Here is a 26,826-nt window from a genome sequence, read left to right on the forward strand (position 1 = left end):
CAAAGGCCGCATTAGCGGCCTTCATTTTTTCAAAACTCAGAAAAATTACTTCTTCTTCGCCTTCGGATTTGGCAGGTCGGTGATAGAACCTTCGTAGATCTCTGCCGCTAAGCCGATAGACTCGTTTAGCGTTGGGTGAGCGTGGATGGTTAACGCGATATCTTCGGCGTCGGCACCCATTTCTACTGCTAAGCAGATTTCACCCAGCATTTCACCGGCGTTAATACCGACAATGGCGCCACCCAGAATGCGGTGAGTTTCTTTGTCGAAAATCAGCTTGGTAAAGCCTTCAGTACGGGCTGAGGCGATAGCGCGGCCAGAGGCTGCCCATGGGAAGGTGGCCGTTTCTACTTTTAAGCCTTGCTCTTTTGCTTCTTTCTCAGTTACACCTACCCAAGCCATTTCTGGATCGGTATAAGCGACTGATGGAATGCAGCGTGGATCGAAGAAGTGCTTTAAGCCGGAGATCACTTCAGCCGCTACGTGGCCTTCGTGTACCGCTTTATGCGCTAACATTGGCTGACCGATCACGTCACCGATAGCATAGATGTGTGGCACGTTGGTGCGCAGTTGCTTATCAACATTGATAAAGCCACGCTCATCGACGTTAACACCGGCTTTGGCCGCGTCTAACAGGTTGCCGTTTGGCTTACGGCCAACCGCAACTAAGATCTTATCGTAACGTACCGGGTTAGCCGGGGCGTTTTTGCCTTCAAACGTCACATATAAACCATCTTTCTTGGCTTCTACTGCTGTTACCTTGGTCGACAGCATAATGTTGAAGTTTTTGCTGTTGTACTTGGTGTAGGCTTTAACGATATCGGCATCAGCGGCCGGTACTAACTGATCAGCAAATTCTACTACTGAGACTTTAGAACCCAGCGCACGGTATACGGTACCCATTTCCAGGCCGATAATACCGCCACCTAATACCAGCATTTCGCCAGGGATATCTTGTAATTCCAGCGCGCCGGTAGAGTCGATTACGCGGTCATCTTTTGGAATAAATGGCAGGGCTACTGGCTCTGAACCGGCCGCAATAATAGCGTGTTCAAAAGTAATGGTAGTATCGCCAACCTGTAAGGTGTTCGCGCCGGTAAATTTACCGTAGCCGTTAACCACCTTCACTTTGCGCATTTTCGCCATGCCGCCCAGGCCGTTGGTCAGCTGACCAATTACCTTGTCTTTCCAGGCACGGATTTTATCTAAATCAATTTCCGGTGCGCCAAAGGTCACGCCGTGTGAGGCCATTTCTTTGGCATCGTCAATCACTTTTGCAACGTGCAGCAGTGCTTTAGATGGGATACAACCCACGTTTAAGCATACGCCACCTAAGGTGCTGCGTGCTTCAACCAGTGTTACTTCTAAGCCTAAGTCTGCGGCACGGAAGGCTGCAGAGTAACCGCCAGGGCCTGCGCCCAGCACTACCACTTGGGTTTTGATTTCGTTGCTCATCATTTTACCTTTTATCATCAGTAAATTTTTCCAACAGCCAAGTGTAGGGCAAGGGCTGTCAGGCGAAAAAATTGGCGGAATTTTAACATCAGAGCCGCCGCTCTGTAACCATAGATTGCATGGCTGAGTGAAAATTACGCCACTTTTCGTGGCGTAATGGCTTTTTTACATAATAATTTGCCGGATATCGGCCAGATAACTGGCTAAGGTGGCAGTAAAGCGCGCCGCCAGGGCACCGTCAATTACCCTATGGTCGTAGGATACCGATAATGGCAGCATCAGCTTAGGCTCAAACTCTTTGCCATTCCATTTTGGTTTGATGTCGGATTTAGAGACACCCAAAATGGCCACTTCCGGCGCGTTAACGATAGGGGTAAAGGCGGTACCGCCAATGCCACCCAGGCTGGAGATAGTAAAGCAGCCGCCCTGCATATCGCTGGCAGTCAGTTTACCTTCGCGCGCCTTCACCGAAATGTCCTGCAGCTCGCGGGATAATTCGATAATGCCTTTTTTGTTAACATCCCGTACCACCGGCACCACCAGGCCATTTGGCGTATCAACAGCAATGCCTAAATGCACATACTTTTTCAGGATCAGGCTGGCGCCATCTTCTGATAAAGAGCTGTTAAAGGTTGGGAACTCTTCCAGCGCCTTGGCCACCGCTTTCATAATAAAGACCAGCGGGGTGTATTTAACGCCCATCTTTTTCTTATCCGCCAGCGCATTCTGCTCTTTGCGGAATTCTTCCAGGCCAGTGATATCGGCTTCGTCAAACTGGGTGACATGCGGAATACGTACCCAGTTACGATGCAGGTTGGCACCAGAGATTTTCTGGATCCGCGACAGCGGTTTCTCTTCTACGGCACCAAACTTGGCAAAATCGACTTTTGGCCAAGCCAGTAAGTCAAAGCCCATATTGTTACCGCCAGCAGAAGTTGCGGCAGCAGCCGGTGCGGCACCGCTTTCTACCTGCTTCACTAACTGCTTCACGTAGTTCTGCACGTCTTCTTTCACGACGCGGCCTTTACGGCCAGTGCCTGTTACCTTGGCCAGGTTAATGCCAAACTCGCGCGCTAAGCGGCGGATCACCGGCGAAGCATGCGCATAGGCACTGTTAGCCACAAAGCCATCAGCCGCTGCCGTCGTTGTTGGCGCAGCCGCTGGGCTGGCGCTAGCCGTTGGTGCGGTAGCAGTGGTAGCAGCTGCAGTGGTAGCAGCTGTACTGGCAGCGGCAGGCGCGGCTGCTTTGGCGGCACCGGCTACTTCGAACACCATAATCAGGCTGCCGGTTTTCACCTTGCTACCGGTTTGTACCTTAATTTCTTTTACCACACCGGCGAATGGCGCTGGCACTTCCATCGAGGCCTTGTCGCCTTCAACGCTAAGCAGTGACTGATCGGCCGCAACGGTATCGCCAACCTTGACCATAATCTCGGTGACTTCGACTTCGTCACCACCGATATCCGGTACCTTAACGTCTTTTTGCTCTGTGCTGGCAGCAGCCGGCGCACTGGCTGGTGCACTGGCTGGAGCCGCAGCGGCCGGCGCTTTGCCGCTGGCGGCAACTTCGAACAGCATAATCAGGCTGCCGGTTTTCACCTTGCTGCCGGCCTGTACTTTGATTTCTTTGACCACACCGGCAAACGGCGCTGGCACTTCCATCGAGGCCTTGTCACCTTCGACGCTGAGCAGTGACTGGTCGGCCGTGACGCTATCGCCAACCTTAACCATAATCTCGGTGACTTCGACTTCATCGCCACCGATATCCGGAACCTGCACTTCTTTTACTTCTGCACTTTTTACCTCGGCGCTGGCCGCTGCTGCGGGTGCCGGGGCGGCTGGCGTTTCGGCTGGCACTGGCGCAGCCTTGGCTTCGGTTTTGGCTTCGGCACCGGCAAAGACCATAATCAGGCTACCGGTTTTAACTTTATCGCCTACCTTAACCTTAATTTCCTGTACTGTGCCGGCCACGGCAGCAGGTACTTCCATTGAAGCCTTGTCACCTTCTACGCTTAACAGCGACTGGTCGGCAGCAACAACGTCACCCACCTTTACCAGGATCTCGGTCACTTCTACTTCATCGGTACCAATATCTGGTACTTTAATTTCAATCGTCATGACAAATCCTCTTATGCGTACAGCGGGTTGGTTTTGTCGGCGTCAATGCCAAATTTCTTAATCGCTTCGGCCACTACCGCTTTTTTCAGCTCGCCTTGCTTCGCCAGTTCGTTTAGCGCTGCGACCACGATATAGCCGGCGTTAACTTCAAAATGGCGACGCAGGTTTTCGCGGCTATCCGAGCGACCATAACCGTCGGTACCCAGTACCTTGTAGCTATTGGCCGGGATAAAGGCACGGATCTGTTCGGCGTAGTTTTTCATATAGTCGGTGGCTGCAATCGCCGGCGCCTTGTTCAGCACCTGCGCCACAAATGGCACCTTCTCGGCCGCTTCCGGATGCAGCATATTGAAACGCTCGCAATCCTGACCATCGCGCGCCAGCTCGTTAAAGGAAGTCACAGAGTACACATCTGAGGCGACATCGTAGTCTTTACTCAGAATGTCGGCTGCTTTACGCACTTCGTTCAGGATGGTACCTGAGCCCAGTAACTGCACCTTACCGCGCCCACCGTTATACGACTCCAGCTTGTAGATACCCTTGCGGATGCCCTCTTCGGCGCCTTTTGGCATCGCCGGATGATGGTAGCTTTCGTTCATTACGGTAATGTAGTAATAGATATTCTCCTGCTCCGGACCATACATGCGACGGATGCCGTCTTGCAGAATCACCGCCAGCTCGTAGGCATAGGTCGGATCATAAGAAATACAGTTCGGTACTGTGCCGGCCAGAATATGGCTGTGACCATCTTCGTGCTGTAAGCCTTCACCGTTTAACGTAGTACGACCGGCAGTGGCACCTAACAGGAAACCACGCGCCTGCTGATCACCGGCCAGCCAGGCCATATCGCCAACCCGCTGGAAGCCGAACATCGAATAGTAGATATAGAACGGGATCATCGGCAGATCATTGGTGCTGTAAGACGTTGCCGCCGCTACCCAGGACGACATGGCACCCAGTTCGTTGATACCCTCTTGCAGTACCTGACCCGCGGTATCTTCTTTGTAGTAAGACACCACCGAGCGGTCTTCCGGCGTATAGTTCTGACCGTGCGGGTTATAGATACCAATCTGACGGAATAAGCCTTCCATACCAAAGGTACGGGCTTCGTCGGCAATAATCGGCACGATGCGCTGACCAATATGCTGATCTTTCAGCAGGATATTCAGCGCCCGCACATAAGCCAGCGTAGTGGAGATTTCGCGCTTTTGCTCTTCCAGCAGCGAATCAAAGGCCGACAGCTCTGGCAGCGTCAGGGTTTCGCTGAACTTCGGTAACCGCACCGGCGTATAGCCATGTAAGGCTTTACGGCGATCGTGCAGGTATTGCAGTTCCGGCGAGCCTTCCGGCAGCTTGATATAAGGTAAATCGGCAACCTGCTCTTCGCTGATATAGTCTTCTAAACCCAGGCGGGTACGCAGCTGTTTAACATGCGTCAGGTCCATTTTCTTGACCTGGTGCGCAATGTTCTTACCTTCGGCAGCGTCACCCATGCCATAACCTTTAACCGTTTTCGCCAGAATAACCGTTGGCTTATCGGTGCAGGCCTGGGCTGCTTTAAAGGCCGCATACAGCTTAGATGGTTCATGACCGCCGCGTTTTAAGGCGAAGATCTCTTCGTCAGTCATGTCGGCAACCAGTGCCGCCGTTTCCGGGTAACGGCCAAAGAAATGCTCGCGCACATAGGCGCCATCTTTGGCTTTGTAAGTTTGGTAGTCACCGTCTACTGTTTCATTCATCAGCTGCAGTAACTTACCGGTAGTATCCTTGGCCAGCAGCTTGTCCCAACCACGGCCCCACACCACTTTGATCACGTTCCAGCCGGCGCCGCGGAATAACCCTTCCAGCTCCTGGATAATCTTACCGTTACCCATTACCGGGCCATCCAGGCGCTGCAGGTTACAGTTGACCAGGAAGCACAGGTTGCCCAGTTTTTCACGGGCAGCAAACGAAATGGCGCCGCGTGATTCCGGCTCGTCCATCTCACCGTCACCGAGGAAGGCATAAACGCGCTGCGCGCTGGTGTCTTTTAAACCACGGCCATTTAAGTACTTTAAGAAACGCGCCTGATAAATGGCGGTAATTGGGCCTAAACCCATCGATACGGTCGGGAATTGCCAGAATTCCGGCATCAGTTTCGGGTGCGGGTAGCTCGACAGGCCCTTGCCATCCACTTCCTGACGGAAGTTATCCAGCTGCTCTGCAGTTAAACGGCCTTCAACAAAGGCACGGGCATAGATACCCGGTGAAATATGGCCCTGATAGTACACCAGATCGCCGCCGTCTTTTTCGTTCGGCGCGCGGAAGAAGTGGTTAAAACAGGTTTCATAGAAAGCGGCAGAAGACTGGAACGACGCCATATGGCCACCCAGTTCCAGATCTTTTTTCGAACCACGCAGCACGATCATAATGGCGTTCCAGCGGATCACCGAGCGAATACGCCGCTCCAGGTTCACATCGCCCGGATAGGCCGGTTCTTGTTGCGGTGGAATGGTATTGATGTAGTTGGTGGTGACACCGGTCGGCATATCGACGCCTTCCAGCCGGGCCTGCTCCAGTACCTGCTCCAGCAAAAACTGCGCCCGCTCTACCCCTTCGGTACGCACCACCGACTCCAACGCTTCCAGCCACTCTTTGGTTTCCAGAGCGTCGATGTCAACCTTACTGACTTCAGACATATCGAGGTTTCCTTTGGTTAATCACGCCGAGGCGTGCTGCAAAAATAATTATGCCTGCTGCGACCGTCGCAACGAGCGCTCAATACGGGAGCGCTCTTTGCTCACTTCCAGCAAAGCTTCTTCTATATAAGCTAAATGCCCGTTACTGGCCTGACGGGCCAGTTCGGGCTCCCTGCTAATTACCGCCTGCATTAACCGGCGCCGATGCTCATTTAATTTGTCGGCGTAGCCGTCACGCTGTTGCAAGGCGGCTAAGTTTAAGCGGATATTCTGTTCGGTCAGCGGCGTCAGGCTTCTGACCAAATGTAACAACACGATATTGTGTGACGCTTCCGCCACCGCCAGGTAAAACTGGGTCACGGCTTTGGCTTCGGCATCACTGTCCTGTAACTGCTGCTGCAGGCAGATATCCTCGTACGAGGCTTTAATCTTTTTATGATCGGCTTCAGTACCACGTAGCGCCGCGTAATAGGCGCAAATACCTTCCAGCGCGTGGCGAAATTCCAGAAAGTCGAACTGCGAGTCCGGATATTGCGCCAGCAGCATAAACAGCGGATCAGTCAGCTGCTTGACCATATTGTCGCAAACGTAAGTGCCACCGCCCTGGCGCCGATTGACCAGGCCCTTGGCTTCCAGCTTTTGAATAGCTTCACGCAGCGATGGACGCGATACCGCAAAGCGCTCAGCCAGCTCGCGCTCTGAAGGTAGCTTCTGGCCGGGCTTAAAGCTGCCCTCCAGTAGTAAATGTTCCAGCTGCGCCACTATCTGGTCGGATAATTTGGCAGGCTTAATTTTTAAATCAGCCATAATGGGTGGCAGAGATCCTTAATTTGCATATCAGGCTAGTGGCCATTTTGCCCCGGTAAATTGGTCTTACCAATTTTCAGAATTTGGGCAGCAGGCTAGCATTTTCTGCACAGCTTGTAAATAAAGCAGAATTTTTCGGGGCTGGCAAGCGCGATTTTGTTAGAGTAATTACTCAGAAAATGGCGAATGTTTCAATACTGAAATAAATTGGTCTGACCAATTATAATGAATACTTATCTACTGACTGCTGCTAACCAATGCAGTTCTTTACGCCAGCGGCAATAAAAAAGGCGCCAAATGGCGCCTTAAGCAAGAGATAACACTGAGGAGCTACAGTAAACCCGCCAAATTAACCGAGCCAGCCGCTCAGCGTTAAGATCGCGGTAAAGGCCAGGAAGAACAGCATATTGCGTTTGGCCAGTTGTACCATGCTGCTGGTATCTTCAATACCGTTTACGACTTCTTCCGGTAAGGGTTCAGCGGCACGCGCCACATCCTTTACCACCTGTTCGTTGCTGGCGGTAAAATCCAGGAAATAGCCAAGCAAGGCATTTGAGGCGCGGGAGAAATGCCCCACCAACGCAAAACCCAAACCAAATAACCGTGCCGGGAACCAGTCCGCCCAATGCAGCATGCAGTTAAGTGCATCCCGGGCGGCAGGCGCTGACTCTGGCTCAGCACTCAGACTCTCGGTATCGCTGTCGATAGCAGCATCCATAGTGACCGGCTCAGCACTGTTATCAGCGCCATTGCTGTCAGCACTGATATCATCGGCAGTGCTGTAGTCAGCTTGGCTGTATTCCGCACCATAGGCCGCAGCAGTTTCACTTTCTGCCAGCGGATCGCTATGCTCGTCTACTACCTTAGCCGCTGCCGCTTGTTCGGTTGCGGTTTGTTCATTCAGATGCCGCAGCAAGGCATAGGTAATGACCCCAAAGGCGCCCAGAATTAAGAACCAGAACACCACAGCGGCATAGTAGCGGAAGTTTAACCAAACCAGGGTTAGCCCCTGACTGCTGTCTACCGTGCTGCGGCTATCCTGACTGATCTGCTGCATGGCCAGGTGCGCCGCCTCGGCATCGCCGCGCTCCTGGGCATTTAAATACTGTTTATACAACTGCCGGTAATGCCAGCAACCAATCCCCACCAGCAGTACCAGTGTATTCACTACTAATGTCAGCAGGCGGTTATCCAGCAGATGCAGTAATACGGCCACCAACAGGCCGGGCAGCAGGATCCACAGGTAACGGCCATATTGATGCTCAGCCAGTTGTTTCAGGCCGGAACCAGCGGTCAGTTTCAGATAGGCCTGACAATAAGGGCGGGCTTGCCAGGCGTCACTACGCACCGCCAGTCGCTCAATAATCAATGCCAGTAACATACTTATCAGGGTCATGCCTTGTTCTCCTTTAGCGCCGTTTTATAGCGGGCCCAATCAAAAGCCGGGCCGGGGTCAGTTTTGCGACCGGGCGCGATATCGCAATGGCCAACAATCCGCTCCGCGGTGATGGCAGGGTACTGCGCCAACAAATAACGGCTTAGCTGAAGCAAGCTGCTATATTGTTGTTCAGTATAGGGTATATTGTCGGTGCCCTCTAACTCAATACCGATCGAAAAGTCATTACAGCGTTCGCGACCAGCAAACTGGCTGACACCGGCATGCCAGGCGCGTTTTTCAAACGGCACATACTGGAAGATCTGACCATCGCGCCAGATCACACAATGCGCCGCGACTCTGAGGTTGGCTAAGTCACTAAAACTCGGATGCGCGCTGCAATCCAGCTGGCCGCAAAATAGCGCGTCGACATAACTCTGCTCCGGGCGGGCAGCAAATTCACCGGCGGGTAAACTGATATTGTGGATCACCAGTAAACTGATATCGGTGGGGTCAGGGCGCTCATCAAAATGCGCGCTGGGGCGAAGGATCAGCGGTGGCTTGGCTGCAATCATCGGGAATTTTGCCGTAGCGCTCTGGTCTTAGTACACTGTAGGCCTATTGTCGATGCTGGGGATCTTTTATGCAAGCACCTGAAGTCAGTTCTTCCTTTGGTCGGATCTTTCATATCCTGGCCTGGATAGTGCTGGTTGTCGTGCTGTTCTGGTTCTTTCAGGATTATCTGGGCAAGCAGCAAAACCCGAATCAGCAACTGCAAAGCAGCCGCGGTAATGGCGAAATTATTACCCAGCTAACCCGCAATCGGGCCGGCCATTATCTCGGCGTAGCGCTGATTAACGGTCAGCGCGCCGAGTTTTTACTGGATACCGGCGCCACCACAGTCGCGGTCTCAGAGCGCAGTGCGGCCTTACTCGGTATGCAAAAGGGCCAGCAAATTCGGGTCGCCACTGCCAATGGCATCAGTAACGCCTGGCGCAGTGAAATCGCCGAGCTGCAGCTGGGCGATATTGTGCTGTATCAGGTCCCGGCCAGCATAGTGCCAAATTTAGGCGGTACTGAGATTTTGTTAGGTATGAGCGCCCTAAAACAGTTAGAATTTCGCCAGCAAGGAAATCAGTTAACGCTGATCCAACGTTTGTAGCCGCGTCGCATTGCTCAAGTCAGATTGTTCAAGTCGCATTCAGCTTCGGCGTTGTATACCCTTTTCTAAACCGGATAGTGACCTAAACCATGAGTAGCCCTGTTACCCCTTTTCAGCATCCTTTGTTAGCCGATGAGCTGCGCCGCGCTGTTGCGGCTGCCCTGGCTGAAGATCTTGGCCAGCAAAACGCTGAGCTTGGCGATATTACCGCTTCTCTGATCCCGGCCAGCCAGCAGGCGGTGGCAACCATTATTACCCGCGAAGACTGTGTGCTGTGCGGCAGTGGCTTTGTTAATGAAGTCTTTCTGCAGCTGGGTAATCAGGTCAGCATTCAGTGGCACGCCACTGACGGTGACCGCTTAAGTGCAAATAGTCTGATCTGTACCCTGCAAGGACCGGCAAGAGCGCTGCTTACCGGTGAGCGTACCGCGCTGAATTTTCTGCAACTGCTAAGCGGTACGGCCACCACCACTGCCCATTATGTGCGCTACCTGGAAGGCAGCAACACCCGGCTGCTGGATACCCGTAAAACCCTGCCCGGCTTACGCTTTGCCCAGAAATATGCCGTTAGCTGTGGCGGTGGCCTGAATCATCGTTTTGGGCTGTTTGATGCCTTTTTAATTAAAGAAAATCATATTGCAGCGGCCGGCTCAATCAGTCAGGCGGTGCAGCAGGCGCGGCAAAACTTTCCCGGCAAGCCGGTCGAAGTAGAAGTGGAAAACCTGGACGAGCTGAAACAGGCACTGACTGCCGGCGCCGATATTATTATGCTGGATAATTTCGCTACACCGGAGATCCGTCAGGCGGTACTGCTAAATCAGGGCCGGGCTAAGCTGGAAGTATCGGGTAATATTACCAGTGAGCGGCTTGGCGAACTGGCAGCGACCGGTGTCGATTTTATCTCCAGTGGCGCTCTGACCAAGCATGTCCAGGCCATCGATTTATCGATGCGCTTACAGCAAAGAGGCTAAGAATGCGCCCGTGCTCTGCTACACTTAAACCTTGGGTGCTGCAACTTTGGCGCCGGGAGTGTGGCAGATGCAGCTAACGGGTAAGGTAGTATTCTGGCAGGATAAAAAGGGCTTCGGCTTTTTGCTGTGTCAGCAAACTGAGCAGAAGCTGTTTTTTCATATCCGGGATTTTACCGACAGTAAAAGCCGCCCGGCTGAAGGTGATGAGCTGCAGTTTAGTATTGGCACCGATAAACAGGGCCGGCCTATTGCCACTCAGCTGAGCATCCTAAGCGCCAACCCGGCGACCCGGCAGCACCCTTTACCACGGCTTAGCAGCGTTGATTTGGATTATACCCAGGATGTGGCGCTGTATTTTCGTGCTGCCTTTTTGATGCTGGTGATTATTGCACTGCTGTTCGGTACCCTGCCCTACCTGTTACCTATCTTATATCTGGAAGCCAGCCTCTTTACCTACTGGTTGTATCAGGCCGATAAAAATGCCGCTGTGGCCCGGCAAACCCAACGCCTGCCGGAAGAAAGTCTGCAAATGTTTAGTCTGATTGGCGGCTGGCCCGGCGCGCTGGTGGCGCAAAAAAAACTGGCGCATAAGCGCAGTAAGGCTTTGTTTCAACGGGAGTTCTGGTTAGTAGTACTGGGTAACTGCCTGTTACTGTTATGGCTGATGTCGCAACATGGCCAGCAGTTCTTAAGCCGGCTGGCCTTATTCAGCTAGCTGCTACACCTTAAAAATCCAGCCGCGACGATAGCAATAAAGCATACCGATATAAGACAACAGCAAAAAGCAGATGGCGTAGGCTAACGAGCCGTTATAGTCACCAAACAGTGGCTGGAAAGCACTGCGGTACAGCCAGTTTCCCAGCGTGGTGCCGGCGACCGGCACCATCGATAACACCCGCGCCGCCACCCCGGCAAGCATAAAGAATAAAATGGCATTAACACCAAATACCAGCAGCGGCGCCGTCCAGAGCCGGTAGCGCTTCATTTCCGTTAACCACAGAAACAGCGCCAGCATTAACGCAGTGAAACCGCTACTTAGCAGCACAAAGGTCGGTGTCCACAGCATTTTGTTAATCGGCAAGGCCGGATGCGCCAGCTCCGCGATCCAGACCGCCGCCAGACCGGATAGCAACAGCACCCGCAGCTTAAATGCCAGCTCCGCCTTATTCTGCAGCAGCTGCGCCATTAATACCCCGCTTAAACAGCTGGCAATCGCCGGCAGGGTGCTCAGAATGCCCTCAGGATCGAAGGCAAAGGGCGTGGCGCTACGAAAATACACATGATTTGGCCCCAACAGCTGATGATCGAGCCAAGCCGCCAGATTATTACCATGTTCCCACAAGCCAACAAAGGTATGGCCGTAGTTATCGCGGTAGGGCACAAACTGCATCAGCAAAAAATATAACAGGCATAACCCGCTTAACCACAGCACACGGCCGCGGGTACCGCTGTACAGCACAATCAATAAAGTACAAAAATAGACAATACCAATACGTTGTAGTACACCGGACCAGCGCACTGTCAGCAGTTTTTGTTGCAGATAGCTGTAACTGGGGTCACGGAAATTATAGTAAAACAGCACCAGAAACAGCCCCAACAGATACAGCTTTAGTGCCCGGATGGCGCCCTGGCGGATCTGCTCCGCTTTGGGTAGCATCTGCCGGCCAGCCAGGCTGTAGGGGATCGCCATCCCCACCATTACCAGAAAAGCCGGGAAAATCAAATCGGTGGGCGTCCAGCCATGCCACTCGGCATGTAACAACGGCGGGTAGACATACTGCCAGCTGCCCGGATTATTCACCAGTATCATCGCCAGGATCGCCAGCCCGCGCAGCGCATCCAGCGCCAGCATGCGGTTGGCCGGTTGCTGGGCTAAGATCTGCTGACAGTGTCGCAATAGCATCTCAGTTTTCCGGTTGCGCCACCAGCGTCACCGGTAAGCGGCCGGTTGCTTTACTCTGACCTAATAACACCTCGGCTAATGCCTGATACACCGGGCTAACCCAGTTACCTTTTTCATCCTGCCAGCCGTGATAGGCGTAGGTTGCCAGGGTGCGCTCGGCATAGGGGGCATACAGGCTGATCTCATAAGGCGAGCGCAGGCTAACAAAGGTTTGCGGCTTTTTCAGCGCCGCACCATATTGCAGCAGTTGTAAAAAGTACTGCTGCTGTTTCTGATAGGCCTCGCCCAGATTGCGAATGCCGGATAAATCATCCATACCACCAATTTCTGCTAAAGACTGCATTGGCGAGATAAAACCGGCAATTACCTGATCGGCGGCGGCAATTTGCTGCTTCGCCTGATCCAAATTCAGCCGTTGCAGGCTAATCAGCTCAATGTTACCGGCATTGGGAGCCAGCTGCTGCAGGTAGTGTTTTAGCAAGGTGCCCTTGCTCAGATCCGGCATCAGCAGCACCGTGGTTTTATTAGTTAAATTCAGCGGCAAGCTGGATTCGCCTTTCACCACTGTCACGGCCGCCCGCGCCAATGCCAGTTCACTGGCCCGGTGTAACGGATTAGCCAGCACAGTGCGGGCCAAACGGGCATCCGGCCTGGCCTGACTTTGCAGCGGCTGCTTGGCAGCGACTATCCGCTGATAGGAGGCGTACAGTTCGCGCTGCGATAACTTGCCGCTTTGTACCGCCGCTTCCAGCTCGTCCAGTAACGCCGCCAGATTGGCCAGCTCCGCCGGGCTTTGCAGCTTTACCGGCATCAGGGCAATATCCGCCCCGGCAGCGAAGGTTTCAATCACCGCCTGTGGCACAGTAAAGAAATGGCTGATCCCGGCCATATCCAGTGCATCGGTCACAATCAGGCCCTGATAATTCAGCTGTTCACGCAGTACGCCGGTCAGGATGCTGCGCGACAACGTTGCCGGCTTGACCATCTGTTCGCCGTTTTTGCTGCTAAAGGTACTGCTATCCAGCGCCGGGAACTGGATATGCGCGGTCATAATCATCGCCGGCGCAGCTTCTTTGATAATCTGGGCAAAAGGCAGTAAGTCGACGCGGGCGATCTGCTCTTTACTGTGATCGACCCGCGGCAAACCGAGATGACTATCAACATGAGTATCGCCATGGCCGGGGAAATGTTTCAGTGATACCAGCAAGCCTTTTTGCTGCATGGCTTTGGTCATGGCGCTGCCCAGTACCGCGACCTTATGCGGCTCTTCGCCAAAGGAGCGCACATTGATTACCGGGTTCTGTGGATTCACGTTGACATCAACAGTGGGCGCAAAGTTAACGTTAATGCCCAGGCTCAGCAATTCCGCGGCCAGGATCTGCCCAACCTCAGTGGCAAAGCGGTTGCCGTGCTGGGCAAAGGTTGCGCCTATTGCCATATTGCCACTAAAGGAGGTGGATTGTTGCCGTGGTAAGCGGGCTACCCGGCCTCCTTCCTGATCAATTCCAATAAATAATGGCAAAGCGCCGGCTTTAGCAGCGGCCTGTTGTAAATCCAGATTCAGTTTAACGATTTGCTCCGGATCCTGCAGATTCTCGGCAAACAGGATCACCCCGCCGATATGATGTTGGGTAATCAGCTCTGCCAATGCTGGCGGCAACTGGGTTAGTGGGGTGCGACAGGCTCCGGGCGCCACCGGCTGCTCGCAATAATAACGCAGATCCAGCATTAATTTCTGGCCCAGCATCTGCCGCACTGGCGGCGTTTTTTGTTTGGCAGCGGCCTCTGTCAGACTACTGGCGCCAAGACTACAGATCATCATTACACTCCCCAGCCATTTACCTAAGCCAGCTTTGGTTACTACCGCCACAGTTGTGCTCCCTGTGTAGAAAGTTGAACGCCGTCCAACATAATTTATTCATGAATTTTTCGCAAACACGAATAGTTTACACTGTTCATCGCTTAGCAGTTATGCTTTACTGCTGCTTAAAAAACTGCCCCTCAGCCAACGGGGCTCAGTAAAACCACGGACTTGCCGCTTATGCAGCTCACCTTAGTAGATTGGCTGGTCTTTTGCAGCTATTTTTTTGTGCTCGCCCTGCTTGCCTGGTGGGTTAATCAAAAGCGGGCGCAAAATAGCAGCGATTACTTTCTGGGTGCCAACACCATGCCCGCCGCCCTGGTGGCCATTTCAGTGCTGGCGACCTCACAGTCTGCCGCGACCTTTCTGGGTGGCCCGGATCTGGGCTTTCGCGGCAACCTGAGTTATCTGGCTTCGAATATCGGCGCCGTGCTGGCAGCGTTCTTTGTGATGCGCTTTCTGATCCCACGCTATTACGCCCTGAAAGTCACTACCGTCTATGAGCTGCTGGAACAGCGCTTTAGTGCCAGTGCGAAAAGTCATGCCGGTCAGATGTACTTATTCGGCCGGGTCTTTGCCAGCGGTGCCCGCTTATTTATGGCGGCGCTGGCGGTCTCTATGCTGCTATTTAACCATATCGACGCCAGTGGTGTAATGATTTCGGTGGCGCTGCTGGCAGGCATTGGCCTGCTCTGCACCATGGCAGGTGGTATCCGCTCGGTGATCTATACCGATGCCCTGCAATGTGTGGTCTATGTTACTGCTGCGCTGGTGGTGCTGGTATATCTGTACAACAGTTTAAGCCTGCCCTGGCCGGTATTACTGGAGGCCCTGCGTCATCCGCTGGAGCAGGACGGCTCGAAATTACTGCTGTTGGATTTTTCGGTCGATTTTAGCAGTAGCGGCGTCTTTAATATCTGGTCGGCACTGACCGGCTTTGTGCTGCTGAATATTGCCGCCTTTGGTTTGGATCAGGATATGACGCAGCGGGTGCTGACCTGCAAAACCCCGCAGCAAGGTGCTAAGGCGCTGCTCTCTTCTGCCTTGCTGGTGATCCCGGTGATGCTGATTTTTATCTTAATTGGCTTTCTGCTGTATATCTTTTATCAGCGCGCCGATCTGCATCAGGGCAGCGCCATGTTAGCCGACAGCTTTCAAGGCGAGAAGGTCACGGTCTTTATGTATTATGTGCTAAACGAACTGCCCTCGGGCCTGCGCGGTCTGGTCGTAGTGGGCGTGATAGCGGCAGCACTGTCGACCATTACCTCGGGCTTAAACTCAATGGCCTCGGTACTGGTGGCGGATCTTTATGCCCCCTGGTGGCGCAAACGGCAAAGTGCTGGTGTTGCACAGCAAAGCGCTGGCAGTGAGCGGCATCTGGTGCGGGCCGGGCAGCTGGCAATGTTGCTCACCGCCCTGGCGCTGTCACTGATGGCGGTGCTGTGTTACTACTGGCAACAGTATTCCGATATGCCGCTGCTGGCCTTTGCGTTAAGCGTGATGGTGTTTTCCTACAGCGGTTTACTTGGCGTGTTTTTTACCGCGCTCTTTACCCGTCGCGGCAATAGCCGTTCGGTAACTGCGGCGCTGCTAACCGGCTTTGGCGTGACCTTGGTGCTGCAACCTTATGTGTTGCAGCAAATCAGCCCAACGCTGGCCGCGCTGGATCTCGGCTTTACCTGGCAACTCTGCCTCGGTAGTCTGGTCGCCTTTTTAGTTTGTGTCAGTGGTTCGCCCGCCAAAGTGGCGGCGGATGCGCTGGCAACCTCCCGTTAAGAGGAATCTTTATGTCGTATCTTCTGGCCATCGATGGCGGTGGTACCAAAACAGCCGGTGTGCTGCAAGCTGTGGTTAGTGGTCAGCGCTGGCAAGCCGCCAGTGGCCCGGCTCAATTGACCAATGATTTACAACAAGCGCTGATTAATGTGCGCTCACTGGTGCAGGATCTGTGTCGTCAGGCCGGCATCAGCCCGGCCGGGATCACAGCGGTAATTGGTCTGGCCGGTGCCGGCAATCCGGCATTGCATAAAGCCTTTAGTCAACAACTGGCCTTACCCTTTGCCAGATGGCAACTCACCACCGATGCCCGTACCTCATTGTATGGCGCTAATCAGGGCAAACCTGTGGCGGTGGTCGCTATCGGTACCGGTTCAGTAGCGATGCGCTTAGAAGCCGATGGCACCGAGCTGCAGGTAGGTGGCTGGGGTTTTAATATCGGTGACGAGGGCGGCGGCGCCTGGCTGGGCCGGGAATTGGTGCGGGAACTGTTATGGCAACTGGATTGGCAAAAGCCGTTCACTCCGCTGTTCTCGGCAGTGGCCGCGCGCTGCGGCAAAGATGCTGCCAGCCTGCTGCCCTGGCTGAAACAAGCGACGGCCAGTGACTTTGCCGCCCTCGCGCCGCTGGTATACCAATATGCCAGTGAGCCTGCAGCCCAACGCCTGCAGGCCCGTCAGGCCGATGCCATTAATCAGCTGGCATTATGCTGTCTGGCCGGCCAGGACTTGCCCCTGGTGTTGCTGGGCGGGCTGGCAACCGCCTGCGCGGCGCAGCTGTCACCCTTATTACAACAGCGGTTACAAGCCGCCAGCGGCGATGCCCTGACCGGCGGTCTGGTGCTGGCACAGGCGTTAGCAACTGCACCTTCGGAGGCCTGATGAGTACCAGTACCTTGCTTGCCCAATTAGCCACAATGAGCACAGAAGCACGTAACACCGCAAGTCGGAACCTGGATCAGCTCAGTAGCCTGCAGCTGGTACAGCTGATTAATCAGGCCGATCAACAAGTGGCCAACAGCATTACACCGGCACTACCGCAGATCGCTCAGGCGGTAGAACAGATAGTGCAGGCCTTTGCCAAAGGTGGCCGGTTGATTTATCTGGGGGCCGGCACCAGCGGCCGGCTCGGCATTCTGGATGCCGTTGAATGTCCGCCGACCTACAGCGTGCCAGACTCCCAGGTCATTGGCCTGATCGCCGGCGGAGCCAATGCGATTTATAAAGCGGTCGAAGGTGCCGAAGATAATCCGCAACTGGCGGAGCAGGATCTGCAGCAGATCGGCTTTCAGCCGCAGGATATTCTGGTTGGCATCGCCGCCAGTGGCCGCACACCCTATGTACTGGGCGGCCTGGCCTACGCCCGCCGCTGTGGTGCGGTAACCGTTGCCATCAGTTGCAATGCTGGTGCGCCTATTCTGGCCGCCGCTGATATCGCGATCTGTGCCGAAGTCGGCCCGGAAGTGGTAACCGGCTCTACCCGGATGAAAGCCGGCAGCGCCCAGAAAATGATTTTAAATATGCTCAGCACCGCTGCTATGGTGTTAAGCGGCAAGGTCTATCAGAATTTGATGGTTGATCTGCATGCCAGTAATCAAAAACTGGTGGCGCGCGCCGTGCGCATTGTGATGCAGGCCACCGACTGCGATCAGCCAACTGCCGAGCAGGCACTGGCACGCTGTGAACAGAGTGCTAAGCTGGCGATATTGCATTTACTCAGCGGCCAGCCGGTCGAGGCCTGTCGGGCACAACTGCTGGCAGAGGGAGGTTTTGTACGTAAAGCTCTGGAGGCGCTGCAATGAAACAGCTGCTATTCGTCCTGTTATGGTTAGTGCTATGTAGTGGCCAGCCGGCGCTGGCTGACAGTGCAGCCATTCGCACCGGTGCCGAGCAACCGGAGCGCTATTTGCCGCTGCTGGCCGGTAAAAAAGTGGGCTTACTGGTTAATCAAACCTCGCGCGTCGGTGAGCAGCATCTGGTCGATTTCCTGTTACAGCAACAAGTGCAGGTGGTCGGCATCTTTGCACCTGAACATGGTTTCCGTGGCGATTACGACGCCGGCGCCCGGGTCGGTGATAGCCGCGATCCCCGCACCGGCCTGCCGATCTGGTCGATGTATGGCGCCAGTAAAAAACCGGATCTGAGTTTACTGCAGCAACTGGATTTGGTGATCTTTGATATTCAGGATGTCGGGGTGCGCTATTACACCTACATCAGCTCAATGCACTATATGATGGAGGCTGCCGCCGCTGCCGGGGTTGCGATGCTGATCCTGGACCGGCCAAACCCGAATGGTGCTTATCTGGACGGCCCGGTACTGGATTTGAAATTTCAGTCCTTTGTTGGCATGCACCCGATCCCGCTGTTACATGGCATGACGGTTGGCGAGCTGGCACTGATGATCAAAGGCGAGCAGTGGATCGCCAATGCGGAAAAGCTACAGTTAACGGTGATCCCAAACGCGAATTATCAGCGTGACCTGCCATACGAATTACCAATCCCACCCAGCCCGAATTTACCCAATGCCCAGGCGGTCCGGCTCTACCCTTCACTGGGCTTTTTTGAAGCCACCCCCCTGTCGGTCGGGCGCGGCACCCCCTTCCCGTTTCAGGTGCTGGGTTATGATCAGTTTGCCAGCGACGAATTTAGCTTTGTCCCGGTCAGCACGCCGGGTGCAGCACTAAATCCACCGTTAAAAGATAAAAAAGTCTATGGTGAAGATCTGCGTCAGGTCAGCACAGACGGCTTAACGCTGAGCTATCTGATGCGCTGGCAGCAGCTGTTTGCCAGTCACGCCAAAGTGATGTTCACGGCACCGGACTTTATGGATAAGCTGGCCGGCACCGATCAGTTGCGGTTACAAATTGAACGTGGTGACAGTGAGCCACAGATCCGCGATAGCTGGCAAAGTGCGTTGCAGCAGTTCAGGCTGCAACGCCAACCGTATTTACTCTATCCGGAATGATTAATCCGCCGCCGCTGTTACGCTAAAGCGCGCCAGCGGTGCCATCCGGGCCTTGTTCAGGCTCAGCTCGCCATTTGCCAGCGTATAATTATCTGCCAGCGCCAGCTGCGCTAAAAACGCCTGCTCCAGTGCCATTTTATCTTCGGCACAGGCCATCATGGTGCCGGCAAGCTGCCCCAGCTGGATCCGATAGGCTGAACCCTGCCAGCTGCCACTAAAGCGGTTACAGCCAGAACGGCCCCAGACTTTGCCATCGGCCGCAAAATGGATAAAGGCGCCACTATCAGCAGCCACTGCCTGCCCCTGCAGCTCCGTCAGCTGCCAATCGCGGTCAAGCAAATCTGGCTGCACGGCTTCACCGGCCGTCACCGCTGCCACCTCTGTCGCGACCTTAGCCAAACGATAATGCTCGGCCAGGTCGCCAGTAATCAGCTCACCCTGCTGATCCAGCTGCCGCACCGCATTTTCTTCAACCCGAAACCAACGATTTTCCTGACTTTCGCTCTCCAGCCGGATTTTGCCGCCACTGGTATCCCAGCTAAAACGCCCCGTTTCGTTAAATTCATTATCCGGCTCTTCACCAAGATAAATACTTTGCAGCTGGAATTGACCATCGGCGCTTAGCGTCAGCGTGGTTTTAATCCCTTCACAACTGGCGCAGGGTAAGATCCCCTGATAGCTGCCGGCCCAGTCCAGCGAATCACGGCTATTACTGCTCAGTTGCATGCTGCCGGCCCCCGGTTGCGGGGTGGTGTTGGCCGGCTCAGGTGAACAGGCCGTCACAAGTACCAGGCTGCTGGCAAGTAACAGTGGTAAATACAGGTATGGTTTGCGCATAGTAAGTTCCTTTTTTGGCTAATTAACGCCCTAGGTCCCCAGAGGATTCTTTAATTCCAGGTTGGCTAAGTGTAGCAGCTGGCCGTTTAACAGTACCTGAACCACCTCACCCTGGCTATTCAGTAGTAAAAAGGTCGCACCTTGCCGCAACTGTGGCGAACTTTGTGTTGGCCGCAGCGGATTAACCAGTACCGGTAACCGGGTTTGTCGCTGCAACAATTTGGCGTCGCCACTAAAGTGGGTATAACCTTGCCGTAGTAGTTGCTGATAACGCTGATCATCCAACAGTAATGGCTCGCTCAGCGGATAGGCACGGCCTTGCTGATAACGCAGCCCCGTCACGTCGAACAGATGGTAGGCGCCATAGCCACTCAGATCGCCCAGCTCATGGATCCGGGCATAGCTATCGCCTTCGGTATGAAAATTCACGCCGATATCCAGCACCGCGTCAGTGTCCGCAACCCGGACCTGCAGATTTTTCAGGATCAAATCTTTTAAGCCACCACTGCGGTTAAAGGGGATCGCTTCATAATCACTGAGTGGGGCCGCACGATAACTGCCGCTGGCAATCGCATTTAACCAGGCCACATACAACTGGAAATTCAGCCGCCGTGCCACCTGGCGATTATCGTCGGCACGATGGCCTCCGGCCTCGACTAACACCGTACTGATGCCCATACCGGCAAAGGTATCGCCAAAGGAGCGCGGCGACCAGGTATCGTTATAGCGGCCCAGATGATCCGGGATCTGAGTATCCAACCAGGGTTTGATATGCGCAATCAGCTGCATCGCACGCCGGCGGCTGTCGTTAATGTCGCGTGCTGCGTTATAGGCAGGTGCCAGCAGTGAAATGGTTGCCGGGTTCGGAGCCTCACCGGCGGCATGAAAGCGGTTCTGATCATGCAAGTTAAAGCCATAATCTGGCTGGATTTGCCGCGCCAGCTGCATCAGCAGGCGGCCTTCCGGACTCTGTAGCGCCAGCGCATCACGGTTAATATCTATGCCCTGGGCATTGACCCGGCTGTTCCGGGCAGCACCATCAGGGTTCAGCATGGGCACCAGATACAGGGTGATTTCGGAAAACCACTGCTCGCGCCAGGCCTGTTGCTCTGGTGCTAGCGTATAGCGCAATAAATCAAATAAGGCAGCGGTTGCGGTATGTTCATCGCCATGCATCTGCGACCAGGCCAGCACGCGTTTTTTGCCTTGCCCGAGCTTAAGTAAATAGATTGGCCGGTTTTCTACCGAGCGGCCCAGCTCGGTCACCGTTACTGCCGGATCACTGGCATACTGCTTAATTAAAGGTTCAATATCAGCCAGTTGCAATCTGGGCTTATCGAAGCCCGGTTGCAGGTAAGATTGATAATGTTCAAGTGTCGTTGCCTGTGCCATCGTCATGCCAGCCACCCAGAGTAAGATCAGTAACCATTTATTCATAATAAACCCCTTGCCGCTGCAATACTTATTCAGGCACAAATACAAAAGGTTGTAAAGACAATAACCTGGCAGCACCAAATGTCTGACAGACAAGCCTTGCAGCGCCGTCGTTTCCCCTGTATAAAATCTTAACAAAAGAAACTGTCAGCGCCAGGGTACCCTACCCCACTATCGGCTCAGTACCCCGGCAAATAAGGCAGACCGACCCCGCCAACGGAGGATTTCGTGTCAGACTGGCTTACCCTGTTACCGGCAATCGTCGCTATTGCCGTGGTGTTGTGGCGCAAGGAAGTAATCCTGGCGCTGTTGTTGTCGCTTTGTACTGCCGAATTGCTGATCTTTATCCAGCAGGGCCAGGGACTGGGCGCCAGTTTACTGTTAAACGGCAGTATCCAGACTCTGGAGCGGATTGTCGAGGTTACGGCGGATGCCGGTAATGCCCGTATTCTGATGTTCTCGTTACTGGTCGGCGGCTTACTGGCCTATTTACGCTATTCCGGTGGCGTAACGGCGACGGTGGAGCTGTTGATCCGCAAAGGGGTAGCCCGCACCGGACGCCAGGCCGGTTTGCTAACCTTTGGTATCAGCTTCTTTACCTTTATTGAATCGAATTTAAGCTCGCTGACCAAGGGGATCAGTACCCGTGGCCTGTTTGATAAATTTGGCATGAGCCGGGCCCGGCTGGCTTATATTATCGACAGTACCAGCTCGCCAATTTGTATCATTATTTTGCTCAATGGCTGGGGCGCCTATGTGCTGGGACTGCTTAGCACCTATGAATTATCCGTGCCGGCTGTGTCTGTACTGCTGGGCACTATTCCACTGAACTTCTATGCGCTGTTTACGCTGGCAGTGGTGCTGTACACCATTATTAGCGGTAAGGTGTATGGCCCACTGCGCCGCGCTGAGCAGCAGCAAAACCGGCTGGCCGATCATACCGAAATTGACACCCCCGCCAGTCACCCGTCCTATATGTTGGTGCCGTTATTAACACTGGTGTTTTCGATGGTCGCCTTTATGCTGCTAACCGGTAACGGTAATCTGGTGCAGGGTTCAGGTTCCAAATCGGTGCTGTATGCGACTGTGCTGGCGTGTCTGGTAGCATATAGCATGATGCTGTTTAGCCGGCGCTTTCAGCACCAGCAGTTGGTGAATATCGGTTTTAAAGGTATCTCAGAGTTATTACCTGTGGTTACCATAGTACTGCTGTCGATGGCACTAGGTACCAGTTTAAAGATGTTAGGTACCGGCGCCGTGATTGCTGGCATGGTTGATCAGAGTGTGCCACATTTTCTGATCCCGGCATTGCTGTTCCTGGCCGGTTCACTGATCTCCATCACTACCGGCACCAGCTGGGGGACCTTTGCGATCCTGGTACCCATTGGTATGCCAATGGTAACTCTGCTGGAGTTACCACCCCAGTTGGTATTAGCGGCCATTTTAAGCGGCGGCATTTTCGGCGATCACTGCTCGCCAATCTCCGACAGTACCGCGGTCAGCTCGGTTGCTGCCGGTTGTGATCTGCTGGAGCACGTAAAAACCCAGCTGCCTTATGCGCTGTTTTGTGGTCTGCTGGCCCTGCTCGCCTTTACCCTGACCGGCTGGATGATGATTTAAGCCGTGCTGCGCCCCGGTATTAGTGTCCGCCACGACAACGTGCTACACTGCCGGGGCCGTTGTTAAAAAGTCAAGAAGTCCTGTCTATGGCCCGTAAAACCAAAGCTGAAGCCGAAGCCACCCGCGAACTGATTCTGGATGCGGCTGAACAGTTGTTTTTTCAGCATGGCGTATCCCGTACCACGCTGGAAAAAATTGCCGCCGCTGCCGGCGTCACCCGCGGTGCTATTTACTGGCATTTTGAGAATAAGTCAGCACTGTTCAGCGCCATGCTGGAGCGGATCCGGCTGCCCTTTCAGCAAATGCTCGGCCAGCTCGATATGCTGCAGCAGGGCGATCCGCTGGCACAACTGCGCGATTTTCTGATCCAGTCGTTAACGTTGATCAGCAGCAGTGAACGGCACTTCCGGGTCTTATCGATCGTATTCTTACGCTGTGAATATATTGATGAGCTAAATCCCGCAGTGTCGCGCCAGGAGGAGCTGGATAAAACAGCCAATGCCATTATCAGCCGCGCCTTACAACGTGCCCGGAGTGCCGGCATGTTGCAAGCCGATGTCGATCCGGATCTGGCGGCCTGTGCCATTCATGCCTATCTGGGTGGTCTGATCCGTAAATATCTGCTGAAACCCGATTTCTGCGATCTGAAGCAGGCTGCGGCCTTTATCGATCTGATGCTAAACGGCATAAAAAAGCCAGTCTGAAAGCTGGGAATCCTTCCCGCTAAACAGACTGGCAAAGGTACAAACCTTTAAGTCGTGACACGCTTTACGCGAGACGCGGCTTAGCCGCAAAGAAGCGCATCACCACGTAGTAAAATATCGGCACCAGAAACACCGCCAACACAGTCGCAGAGATCATGCCGCCGAGTACACCGGTACCAATCGCATTGCGACTGGCAGAGCCGGCGCCACTACTGATCACCAACGGCAGTACCCCTAATGAGAACGCCATTGACGTCATAATAATGGGCCTTAAGCGTAAGCGCACGGCTTCGATAATGGCGGCTTTTAGTTCCCGGCCCTGTTGCTGCAGCTCGCGGGCAAACTCGACAATCAGAATGGCGTTTTTCGAGGCCAGCCCCATAGTGGTTAATAACCCGACCTGAAAATAGACATCATTGCCCAGACCACGCAAATAGGCGGCACAGAGCGCACCGAAAATCCCCAGCGGTACCACCAGAATAACGGCGAAAGGCACCGACCAACTCTCATACAGCGCCGCCAGACAGAGGAATACCACCAGGATCGACAGTGCATATAAGGCCGGTGCCTGCGAGCCAGACAGCTTTTCCTGATACGAGGTTGCAGTCCATTCAAAGTCGATACCGGCCGGTAATTGCCGCACCAGTTGCGCCATGGTCGCCATCGCATCGCCTGAGCTGACGCCAGGCGCCGGCTCCCCCTGAATTTCCATGGCGCTGACCCCGTTATAGCGTTCCAGACGCTGCGGACCATACTCCCAACGGCTGCTGGCAAAGGAGCTGAAGTTCACCATCTGGCCCTGCTTATTGCGCACATACCATTTGTTCAGATCTTCCGGCGTCATTCTGAATTCCGGCTCGGCCTGTACATAGACCTTTTTCACCCGGCCGCGGTCGACGAAATCATTGATATAGGCCGAGCCCCAGCCAATGGCCAGCGTTTGGTTGATTTCGCTTAGCGATACACCCAACGCCTGAGCTTTTAGCTGATCCACGTCAATTTGTAACTGGGCCGCATCTTCCATACCATTTGGCCGCACCTGCATTAACGTCGGCTCTTTTGCCGCCATGCCCAATAACTGATTACGGGCATTAAGCAGCGCTTCATGGCCAAGGCCACCGCGGTCCTGTAAATACAGATTAAAACCGGTTGCCCGCCCTAACTCTGAGATCGGTGGTAAGTTAAAGGCAAACACCTGCGCCTCTTTAATGGTGCTGAAAAAACCATAGGCTCGCCCTATTACTGCCTGCACACTGTCTTCCGGCCCACGTTCTGACCAGTCTTTTAATCGTACGAAGGCTAAACCAACGTTCTGCCCCCGGCCGGCGAAACTAAAGCCGCTGACGGTAAACGCAGAAATAACGGCCGGATCCTGCTGATAGTGTTGGCTGATTTTGTCCATTACCGCCTCGGTGCGCTCCAGACTGGCACCTGTTGGTAACTGCACTATGCTAAGAAAAATGCCCTGATCTTCTTCCGGCAAAAAGGAGGTCGGCAAGCGTATAAACATTACCGCCATAATGGCCACAATGGCGCCATATACCAGCATCGAGCGGCCGGGCCGCTGTAACATGCCGGCCACGCCGCGCTGATAGCCTTTGTTACTGCGTTCAAAGTTGCGGTTAAACCAACCGAAGAACCCCTTATTGGGCGGTAAGTGGCCAGCTTTGAGCATGGTGGCGCACAGCGCCGGGGTAAAGATCAACGCTACTAGTACCGACAGCGCCATTGCCGTCACTATGGTAATGGAGAACTGCTTATAGATAGCGCCGGTGGCGCCACCAAAGAACGCCATCGGCACAAAGACTGCCGACAATACCAGACCAATGCCAATCAATGCGCCGGTGATCTGCCCCATCGATTTACGGGTTGCTTCTTCCGGTGGCAAACCTTCTTCAGTCATTACCCGCTCAACGTTTTCCACCACCACGATTGCATCATCAACCAGCAAGCCGATGGCCAACACCATACCAAACATGGTCAGGGTATTAATCGAAAAGCCAAAGGCGGCCATCACGCCAAAGGTGCCGAGTAACACCACCGGCACTGCCAGGGTTGGGATCAGGGTCGCGCGGAAATTCTGCAGGAACAGATACATCACCAGGAATACCAGGATCACCGCTTCAATCAGCGTTTGTACCACTGAGGTAATGGAAATTTCGACAAAGGGCGTAGTGTCATACGGAATTTCGGTGACCAGGCCAGCCGGAAAGTAAGGTTTTAACTCTTCCAACCGCTGCCGCACTGCTGCTGCCGTATCCAGAGCATTAGCGCCGGTGGCCAGCTCAATCGCAATACCGGTGGCTTCCTGACCGTTAAAACGCCCCATAACGGCGTAGTTCTCGCCACCCAGCTCAACCCGAGCCACATCGCCCAGTTTCACGGTGGAGCCATCAGCATTCACCCGCAGCAGAATATCGGCAAATTCTTCGGCTGAGGTTAAGCGGGTTTGCGCCAATATTGGGGCATTAAACTGCTGACCGGGCAATGCCGGTGCACCGCCTAACTGGCCGGCAGTGACCTGATTATTTTGCACCCTCACCGCCGCCATAACATCAGCCGGTGTCAGATTAAACTGGTTTAACTTAGCGGCATCCAGCCAGATCCGCATCGCATACTGACTACCAAATACCGTGACATTACCGACGCCGGGGGTACGGCTGAGCGGATCCCGTACGTTAGCGACCACATAGTCAGCAATATCATCGCGGTTCAGACTACCATCGGCCGAGATAAAGGCCACCACCATCAAAAAAGCGCCGTTGGACTTGGCTACCCGCACCCCTTGTTGCTGCACTTCCTGCGGCAATAATGGAATGGCCTGCTGTAGCTTGTTCTGTACCTGGACCTGCGCAATATCGGCGTTAGTGCCGGTTTCAAAAGTCAGGGTTAGACTGATATTACCGGACGAATCACTTTGCGCCGACATATACATCAGGTTATCCAGGCCGGTCATCGCCTGCTCGATCACCTGAGTTACTGCATCTTCCGCGGTTTGCGCTGAGGCGCCCGGATAGCTGGCGGAAATGGTTACCGCCGGTGGCGCGATCCGTGGATACTGCTCCACTGGCAGCTGCATTATCGATAAGGCACCACCCAGCATAATTACAATGGCGATAACCCAGGCAAAGATCGGCCGGCTGATAAAGAAATTTGCCATT

General features: G+C 54.1%; 20 protein-coding genes. 9 read left to right on the forward strand and 11 right to left on the reverse strand.

What is annotated here, in order from left to right; genetic code table 11:
- Positions 1–45 precede the first annotated feature (45 nt).
- The 6 genes from lpdA to ampD all read right to left on the reverse strand — a co-directional run bounded on the left by lpdA (position 46) and on the right by ampD (position 9,008).
- Complete coding sequence (gene lpdA, locus H1D31_RS02560) at positions 46–1,455, reverse strand: dihydrolipoyl dehydrogenase (RefSeq protein ID WP_261255741.1); 1,410 nt, start codon at positions 1,453–1,455, stop codon at positions 46–48.
- Between the two features lie 165 nt (positions 1,456–1,620).
- Entirely contained in the window at positions 1,621–3,573 is a 1,953-nt protein-coding gene (gene aceF / locus H1D31_RS02565; RefSeq protein ID WP_261255743.1) for a pyruvate dehydrogenase complex dihydrolipoyllysine-residue acetyltransferase, read from the reverse strand.
- A gap of 11 nt (positions 3,574–3,584) precedes the next feature.
- A complete protein-coding gene (gene aceE / locus H1D31_RS02570) occupies positions 3,585–6,251 on the reverse strand; it encodes a pyruvate dehydrogenase (acetyl-transferring), homodimeric type (RefSeq protein WP_008985399.1) in 2,667 nt (888 codons plus the stop codon).
- Positions 6,252–6,299: 48 nt separating this feature from the next.
- The gene (gene pdhR / locus H1D31_RS02575; protein ID WP_008609336.1) at positions 6,300–7,058 is read right to left on the reverse strand and encodes a pyruvate dehydrogenase complex transcriptional repressor PdhR; all 759 of its coding nucleotides are present in this window, start codon (positions 7,056–7,058) and stop codon (positions 6,300–6,302) included.
- Positions 7,059–7,407: 349 nt separating this feature from the next.
- Positions 7,408–8,454: a regulatory signaling modulator protein AmpE gene (gene ampE, locus H1D31_RS02580; RefSeq protein ID WP_261255748.1), complete on the reverse strand. Its 1,047-nt coding sequence runs from the start codon at positions 8,452–8,454 to the stop codon at positions 7,408–7,410.
- On the reverse strand, positions 8,451–9,008 hold the full coding sequence (ampD, locus tag H1D31_RS02585) for a 1,6-anhydro-N-acetylmuramyl-L-alanine amidase AmpD (protein WP_008950961.1): 558 nt from the start codon (positions 9,006–9,008) through the stop codon (positions 8,451–8,453). The genes ampE and ampD overlap by 4 nt, the downstream gene beginning before the upstream one ends.
- A 68-nt stretch (positions 9,009–9,076) precedes the next feature.
- On the opposite strand from ampD, the gene H1D31_RS02590 reads away from it, so the two are divergent.
- The 3 genes from H1D31_RS02590 to H1D31_RS02600 all read left to right on the forward strand — a co-directional run bounded on the left by H1D31_RS02590 (position 9,077) and on the right by H1D31_RS02600 (position 11,281).
- Positions 9,077–9,595: a TIGR02281 family clan AA aspartic protease gene (locus tag H1D31_RS02590; protein ID WP_008950960.1), complete on the forward strand. Its 519-nt coding sequence runs from the start codon at positions 9,077–9,079 to the stop codon at positions 9,593–9,595.
- Positions 9,596–9,684: 89 nt separating this feature from the next.
- On the forward strand, positions 9,685–10,566 hold the full coding sequence (gene nadC, locus H1D31_RS02595) for a carboxylating nicotinate-nucleotide diphosphorylase (RefSeq protein WP_261255755.1): 882 nt from the start codon (positions 9,685–9,687) through the stop codon (positions 10,564–10,566).
- A gap of 67 nt (positions 10,567–10,633) precedes the next feature.
- Positions 10,634–11,281 carry a DUF1294 domain-containing protein gene (locus tag H1D31_RS02600; protein ID WP_261255757.1) on the forward strand — a complete coding sequence of 216 codons (648 nt, stop codon included), beginning with the start codon at positions 10,634–10,636 and terminating at the stop codon, positions 11,279–11,281.
- Between the two features lie 3 nt (positions 11,282–11,284).
- Here the strand turns inward: H1D31_RS02600 and H1D31_RS02605 are convergent, their stop codons facing one another.
- Positions 11,285–12,469: an acyltransferase family protein gene (locus H1D31_RS02605; RefSeq protein ID WP_261255759.1), complete on the reverse strand. Its 1,185-nt coding sequence runs from the start codon at positions 12,467–12,469 to the stop codon at positions 11,285–11,287.
- Position 12,470: 1 nt separating this feature from the next.
- A complete protein-coding gene (locus H1D31_RS02610; protein ID WP_261255762.1) occupies positions 12,471–14,339 on the reverse strand; it encodes a glycoside hydrolase family 3 protein in 1,869 nt (622 codons plus the stop codon).
- Positions 14,340–14,510: 171 nt separating this feature from the next.
- Between H1D31_RS02610 and H1D31_RS02615 the strand changes: the two genes are divergently transcribed.
- The 4 genes from H1D31_RS02615 to H1D31_RS02630 are packed head-to-tail and all read left to right on the forward strand — an operon-like array spanning position 14,511 to position 19,070.
- Positions 14,511–16,106, forward strand: a complete 1,596-nt coding sequence (locus H1D31_RS02615; RefSeq protein ID WP_261255764.1) for a sodium:solute symporter — start codon at positions 14,511–14,513, stop codon at positions 16,104–16,106.
- Between the two features lie 11 nt (positions 16,107–16,117).
- The gene (locus tag H1D31_RS02620; protein WP_261255766.1) at positions 16,118–16,987 is read left to right on the forward strand and encodes a BadF/BadG/BcrA/BcrD ATPase family protein; all 870 of its coding nucleotides are present in this window, start codon (positions 16,118–16,120) and stop codon (positions 16,985–16,987) included.
- Positions 16,987–17,907, forward strand: a complete 921-nt coding sequence (murQ, locus tag H1D31_RS02625; protein WP_008609353.1) for an N-acetylmuramic acid 6-phosphate etherase — start codon at positions 16,987–16,989, stop codon at positions 17,905–17,907. The genes H1D31_RS02620 and murQ overlap by 1 nt, the downstream gene beginning before the upstream one ends.
- Positions 17,904–19,070: a DUF1343 domain-containing protein gene (locus tag H1D31_RS02630; protein ID WP_261255770.1), complete on the forward strand. Its 1,167-nt coding sequence runs from the start codon at positions 17,904–17,906 to the stop codon at positions 19,068–19,070. The genes murQ and H1D31_RS02630 overlap by 4 nt, the downstream gene beginning before the upstream one ends.
- Here the strand turns inward: H1D31_RS02630 and H1D31_RS02635 are convergent, their stop codons facing one another.
- Positions 19,071–19,907, reverse strand: coding sequence for a copper resistance protein NlpE N-terminal domain-containing protein (locus H1D31_RS02635; protein WP_261255772.1), 837 nt, complete (start codon positions 19,905–19,907; stop codon positions 19,071–19,073). It lies immediately after the preceding gene.
- A 30-nt stretch (positions 19,908–19,937) separates the two neighbouring features.
- Positions 19,938–21,344 (reverse strand): M14 family zinc carboxypeptidase, encoded by a 1,407-nt coding sequence (locus H1D31_RS02640; protein ID WP_261255774.1) that lies wholly within the window; start codon positions 21,342–21,344, stop codon positions 19,938–19,940.
- Positions 21,345–21,569: 225 nt separating this feature from the next.
- Here H1D31_RS02640 and H1D31_RS02645 point away from each other — a divergent pair, with 225 nt between their 5' ends.
- On the forward strand, positions 21,570–22,961 hold the full coding sequence (locus H1D31_RS02645) for a Na+/H+ antiporter NhaC family protein (protein ID WP_261255776.1): 1,392 nt from the start codon (positions 21,570–21,572) through the stop codon (positions 22,959–22,961).
- A gap of 86 nt (positions 22,962–23,047) precedes the next feature.
- Positions 23,048–23,665 (forward strand): TetR family transcriptional regulator, encoded by a 618-nt coding sequence (locus H1D31_RS02650; RefSeq protein WP_008950948.1) that lies wholly within the window; start codon positions 23,048–23,050, stop codon positions 23,663–23,665.
- A 64-nt stretch (positions 23,666–23,729) separates the two neighbouring features.
- On the opposite strand, the gene H1D31_RS02655 is transcribed toward H1D31_RS02650, so the two are convergent.
- Positions 23,730–26,825, reverse strand: a complete 3,096-nt coding sequence (locus tag H1D31_RS02655; RefSeq protein WP_261255779.1) for an efflux RND transporter permease subunit — start codon at positions 26,823–26,825, stop codon at positions 23,730–23,732.
- Between the last annotated feature and the right edge of the window lies 1 nt (position 26,826).

Source organism: Alishewanella sp. BS5-314, assembly GCF_025377695.1.
GTDB lineage: Bacteria > Pseudomonadota > Gammaproteobacteria > Enterobacterales > Alteromonadaceae > Alishewanella > Alishewanella aestuarii.

Excerpts from the sequence above, each read along its gene's own strand:
- lpdA (WP_261255741.1), bottom strand. The coding sequence starts at position 1,455 with ATGAGCAACGAAATCAAAACCCAAGTGGTAGTGCTGGGCGCAGGCCCT.
- aceF (WP_261255743.1), bottom strand. The coding sequence starts at position 3,573 with ATGACGATTGAAATTAAAGTACCAGATATTGGTACCGATGAAGTAGAA.
- aceE (WP_008985399.1), bottom strand. The coding sequence starts at position 6,251 with ATGTCTGAAGTCAGTAAGGTTGACATCGACGCTCTGGAAACCAAAGAG.
- pdhR (WP_008609336.1), bottom strand. The coding sequence starts at position 7,058 with ATGGCTGATTTAAAAATTAAGCCTGCCAAATTATCCGACCAGATAGTG.
- ampE (WP_261255748.1), bottom strand. The coding sequence starts at position 8,454 with ATGACCCTGATAAGTATGTTACTGGCATTGATTATTGAGCGACTGGCG.
- ampD (WP_008950961.1), bottom strand. The coding sequence starts at position 9,008 with ATGATTGCAGCCAAGCCACCGCTGATCCTTCGCCCCAGCGCGCATTTT.
- H1D31_RS02590 (WP_008950960.1), top strand. The coding sequence starts at position 9,077 with ATGCAAGCACCTGAAGTCAGTTCTTCCTTTGGTCGGATCTTTCATATC.
- nadC (WP_261255755.1), top strand. The coding sequence starts at position 9,685 with ATGAGTAGCCCTGTTACCCCTTTTCAGCATCCTTTGTTAGCCGATGAG.
- H1D31_RS02600 (WP_261255757.1), top strand. The coding sequence starts at position 10,634 with ATGCAGCTAACGGGTAAGGTAGTATTCTGGCAGGATAAAAAGGGCTTC.
- H1D31_RS02605 (WP_261255759.1), bottom strand. The coding sequence starts at position 12,469 with ATGCTATTGCGACACTGTCAGCAGATCTTAGCCCAGCAACCGGCCAAC.
- H1D31_RS02615 (WP_261255764.1), top strand. The coding sequence starts at position 14,511 with ATGCAGCTCACCTTAGTAGATTGGCTGGTCTTTTGCAGCTATTTTTTT.
- H1D31_RS02620 (WP_261255766.1), top strand. The coding sequence starts at position 16,118 with ATGTCGTATCTTCTGGCCATCGATGGCGGTGGTACCAAAACAGCCGGT.
- murQ (WP_008609353.1), top strand. The coding sequence starts at position 16,987 with ATGAGTACCAGTACCTTGCTTGCCCAATTAGCCACAATGAGCACAGAA.
- H1D31_RS02630 (WP_261255770.1), top strand. The coding sequence starts at position 17,904 with ATGAAACAGCTGCTATTCGTCCTGTTATGGTTAGTGCTATGTAGTGGC.
- H1D31_RS02635 (WP_261255772.1), bottom strand. The coding sequence starts at position 19,907 with ATGCGCAAACCATACCTGTATTTACCACTGTTACTTGCCAGCAGCCTG.
- H1D31_RS02640 (WP_261255774.1), bottom strand. The coding sequence starts at position 21,344 with ATGAATAAATGGTTACTGATCTTACTCTGGGTGGCTGGCATGACGATG.
- H1D31_RS02650 (WP_008950948.1), top strand. The coding sequence starts at position 23,048 with ATGGCCCGTAAAACCAAAGCTGAAGCCGAAGCCACCCGCGAACTGATT.
- H1D31_RS02655 (WP_261255779.1), bottom strand. The coding sequence starts at position 26,825 with ATGGCAAATTTCTTTATCAGCCGGCCGATCTTTGCCTGGGTTATCGCC.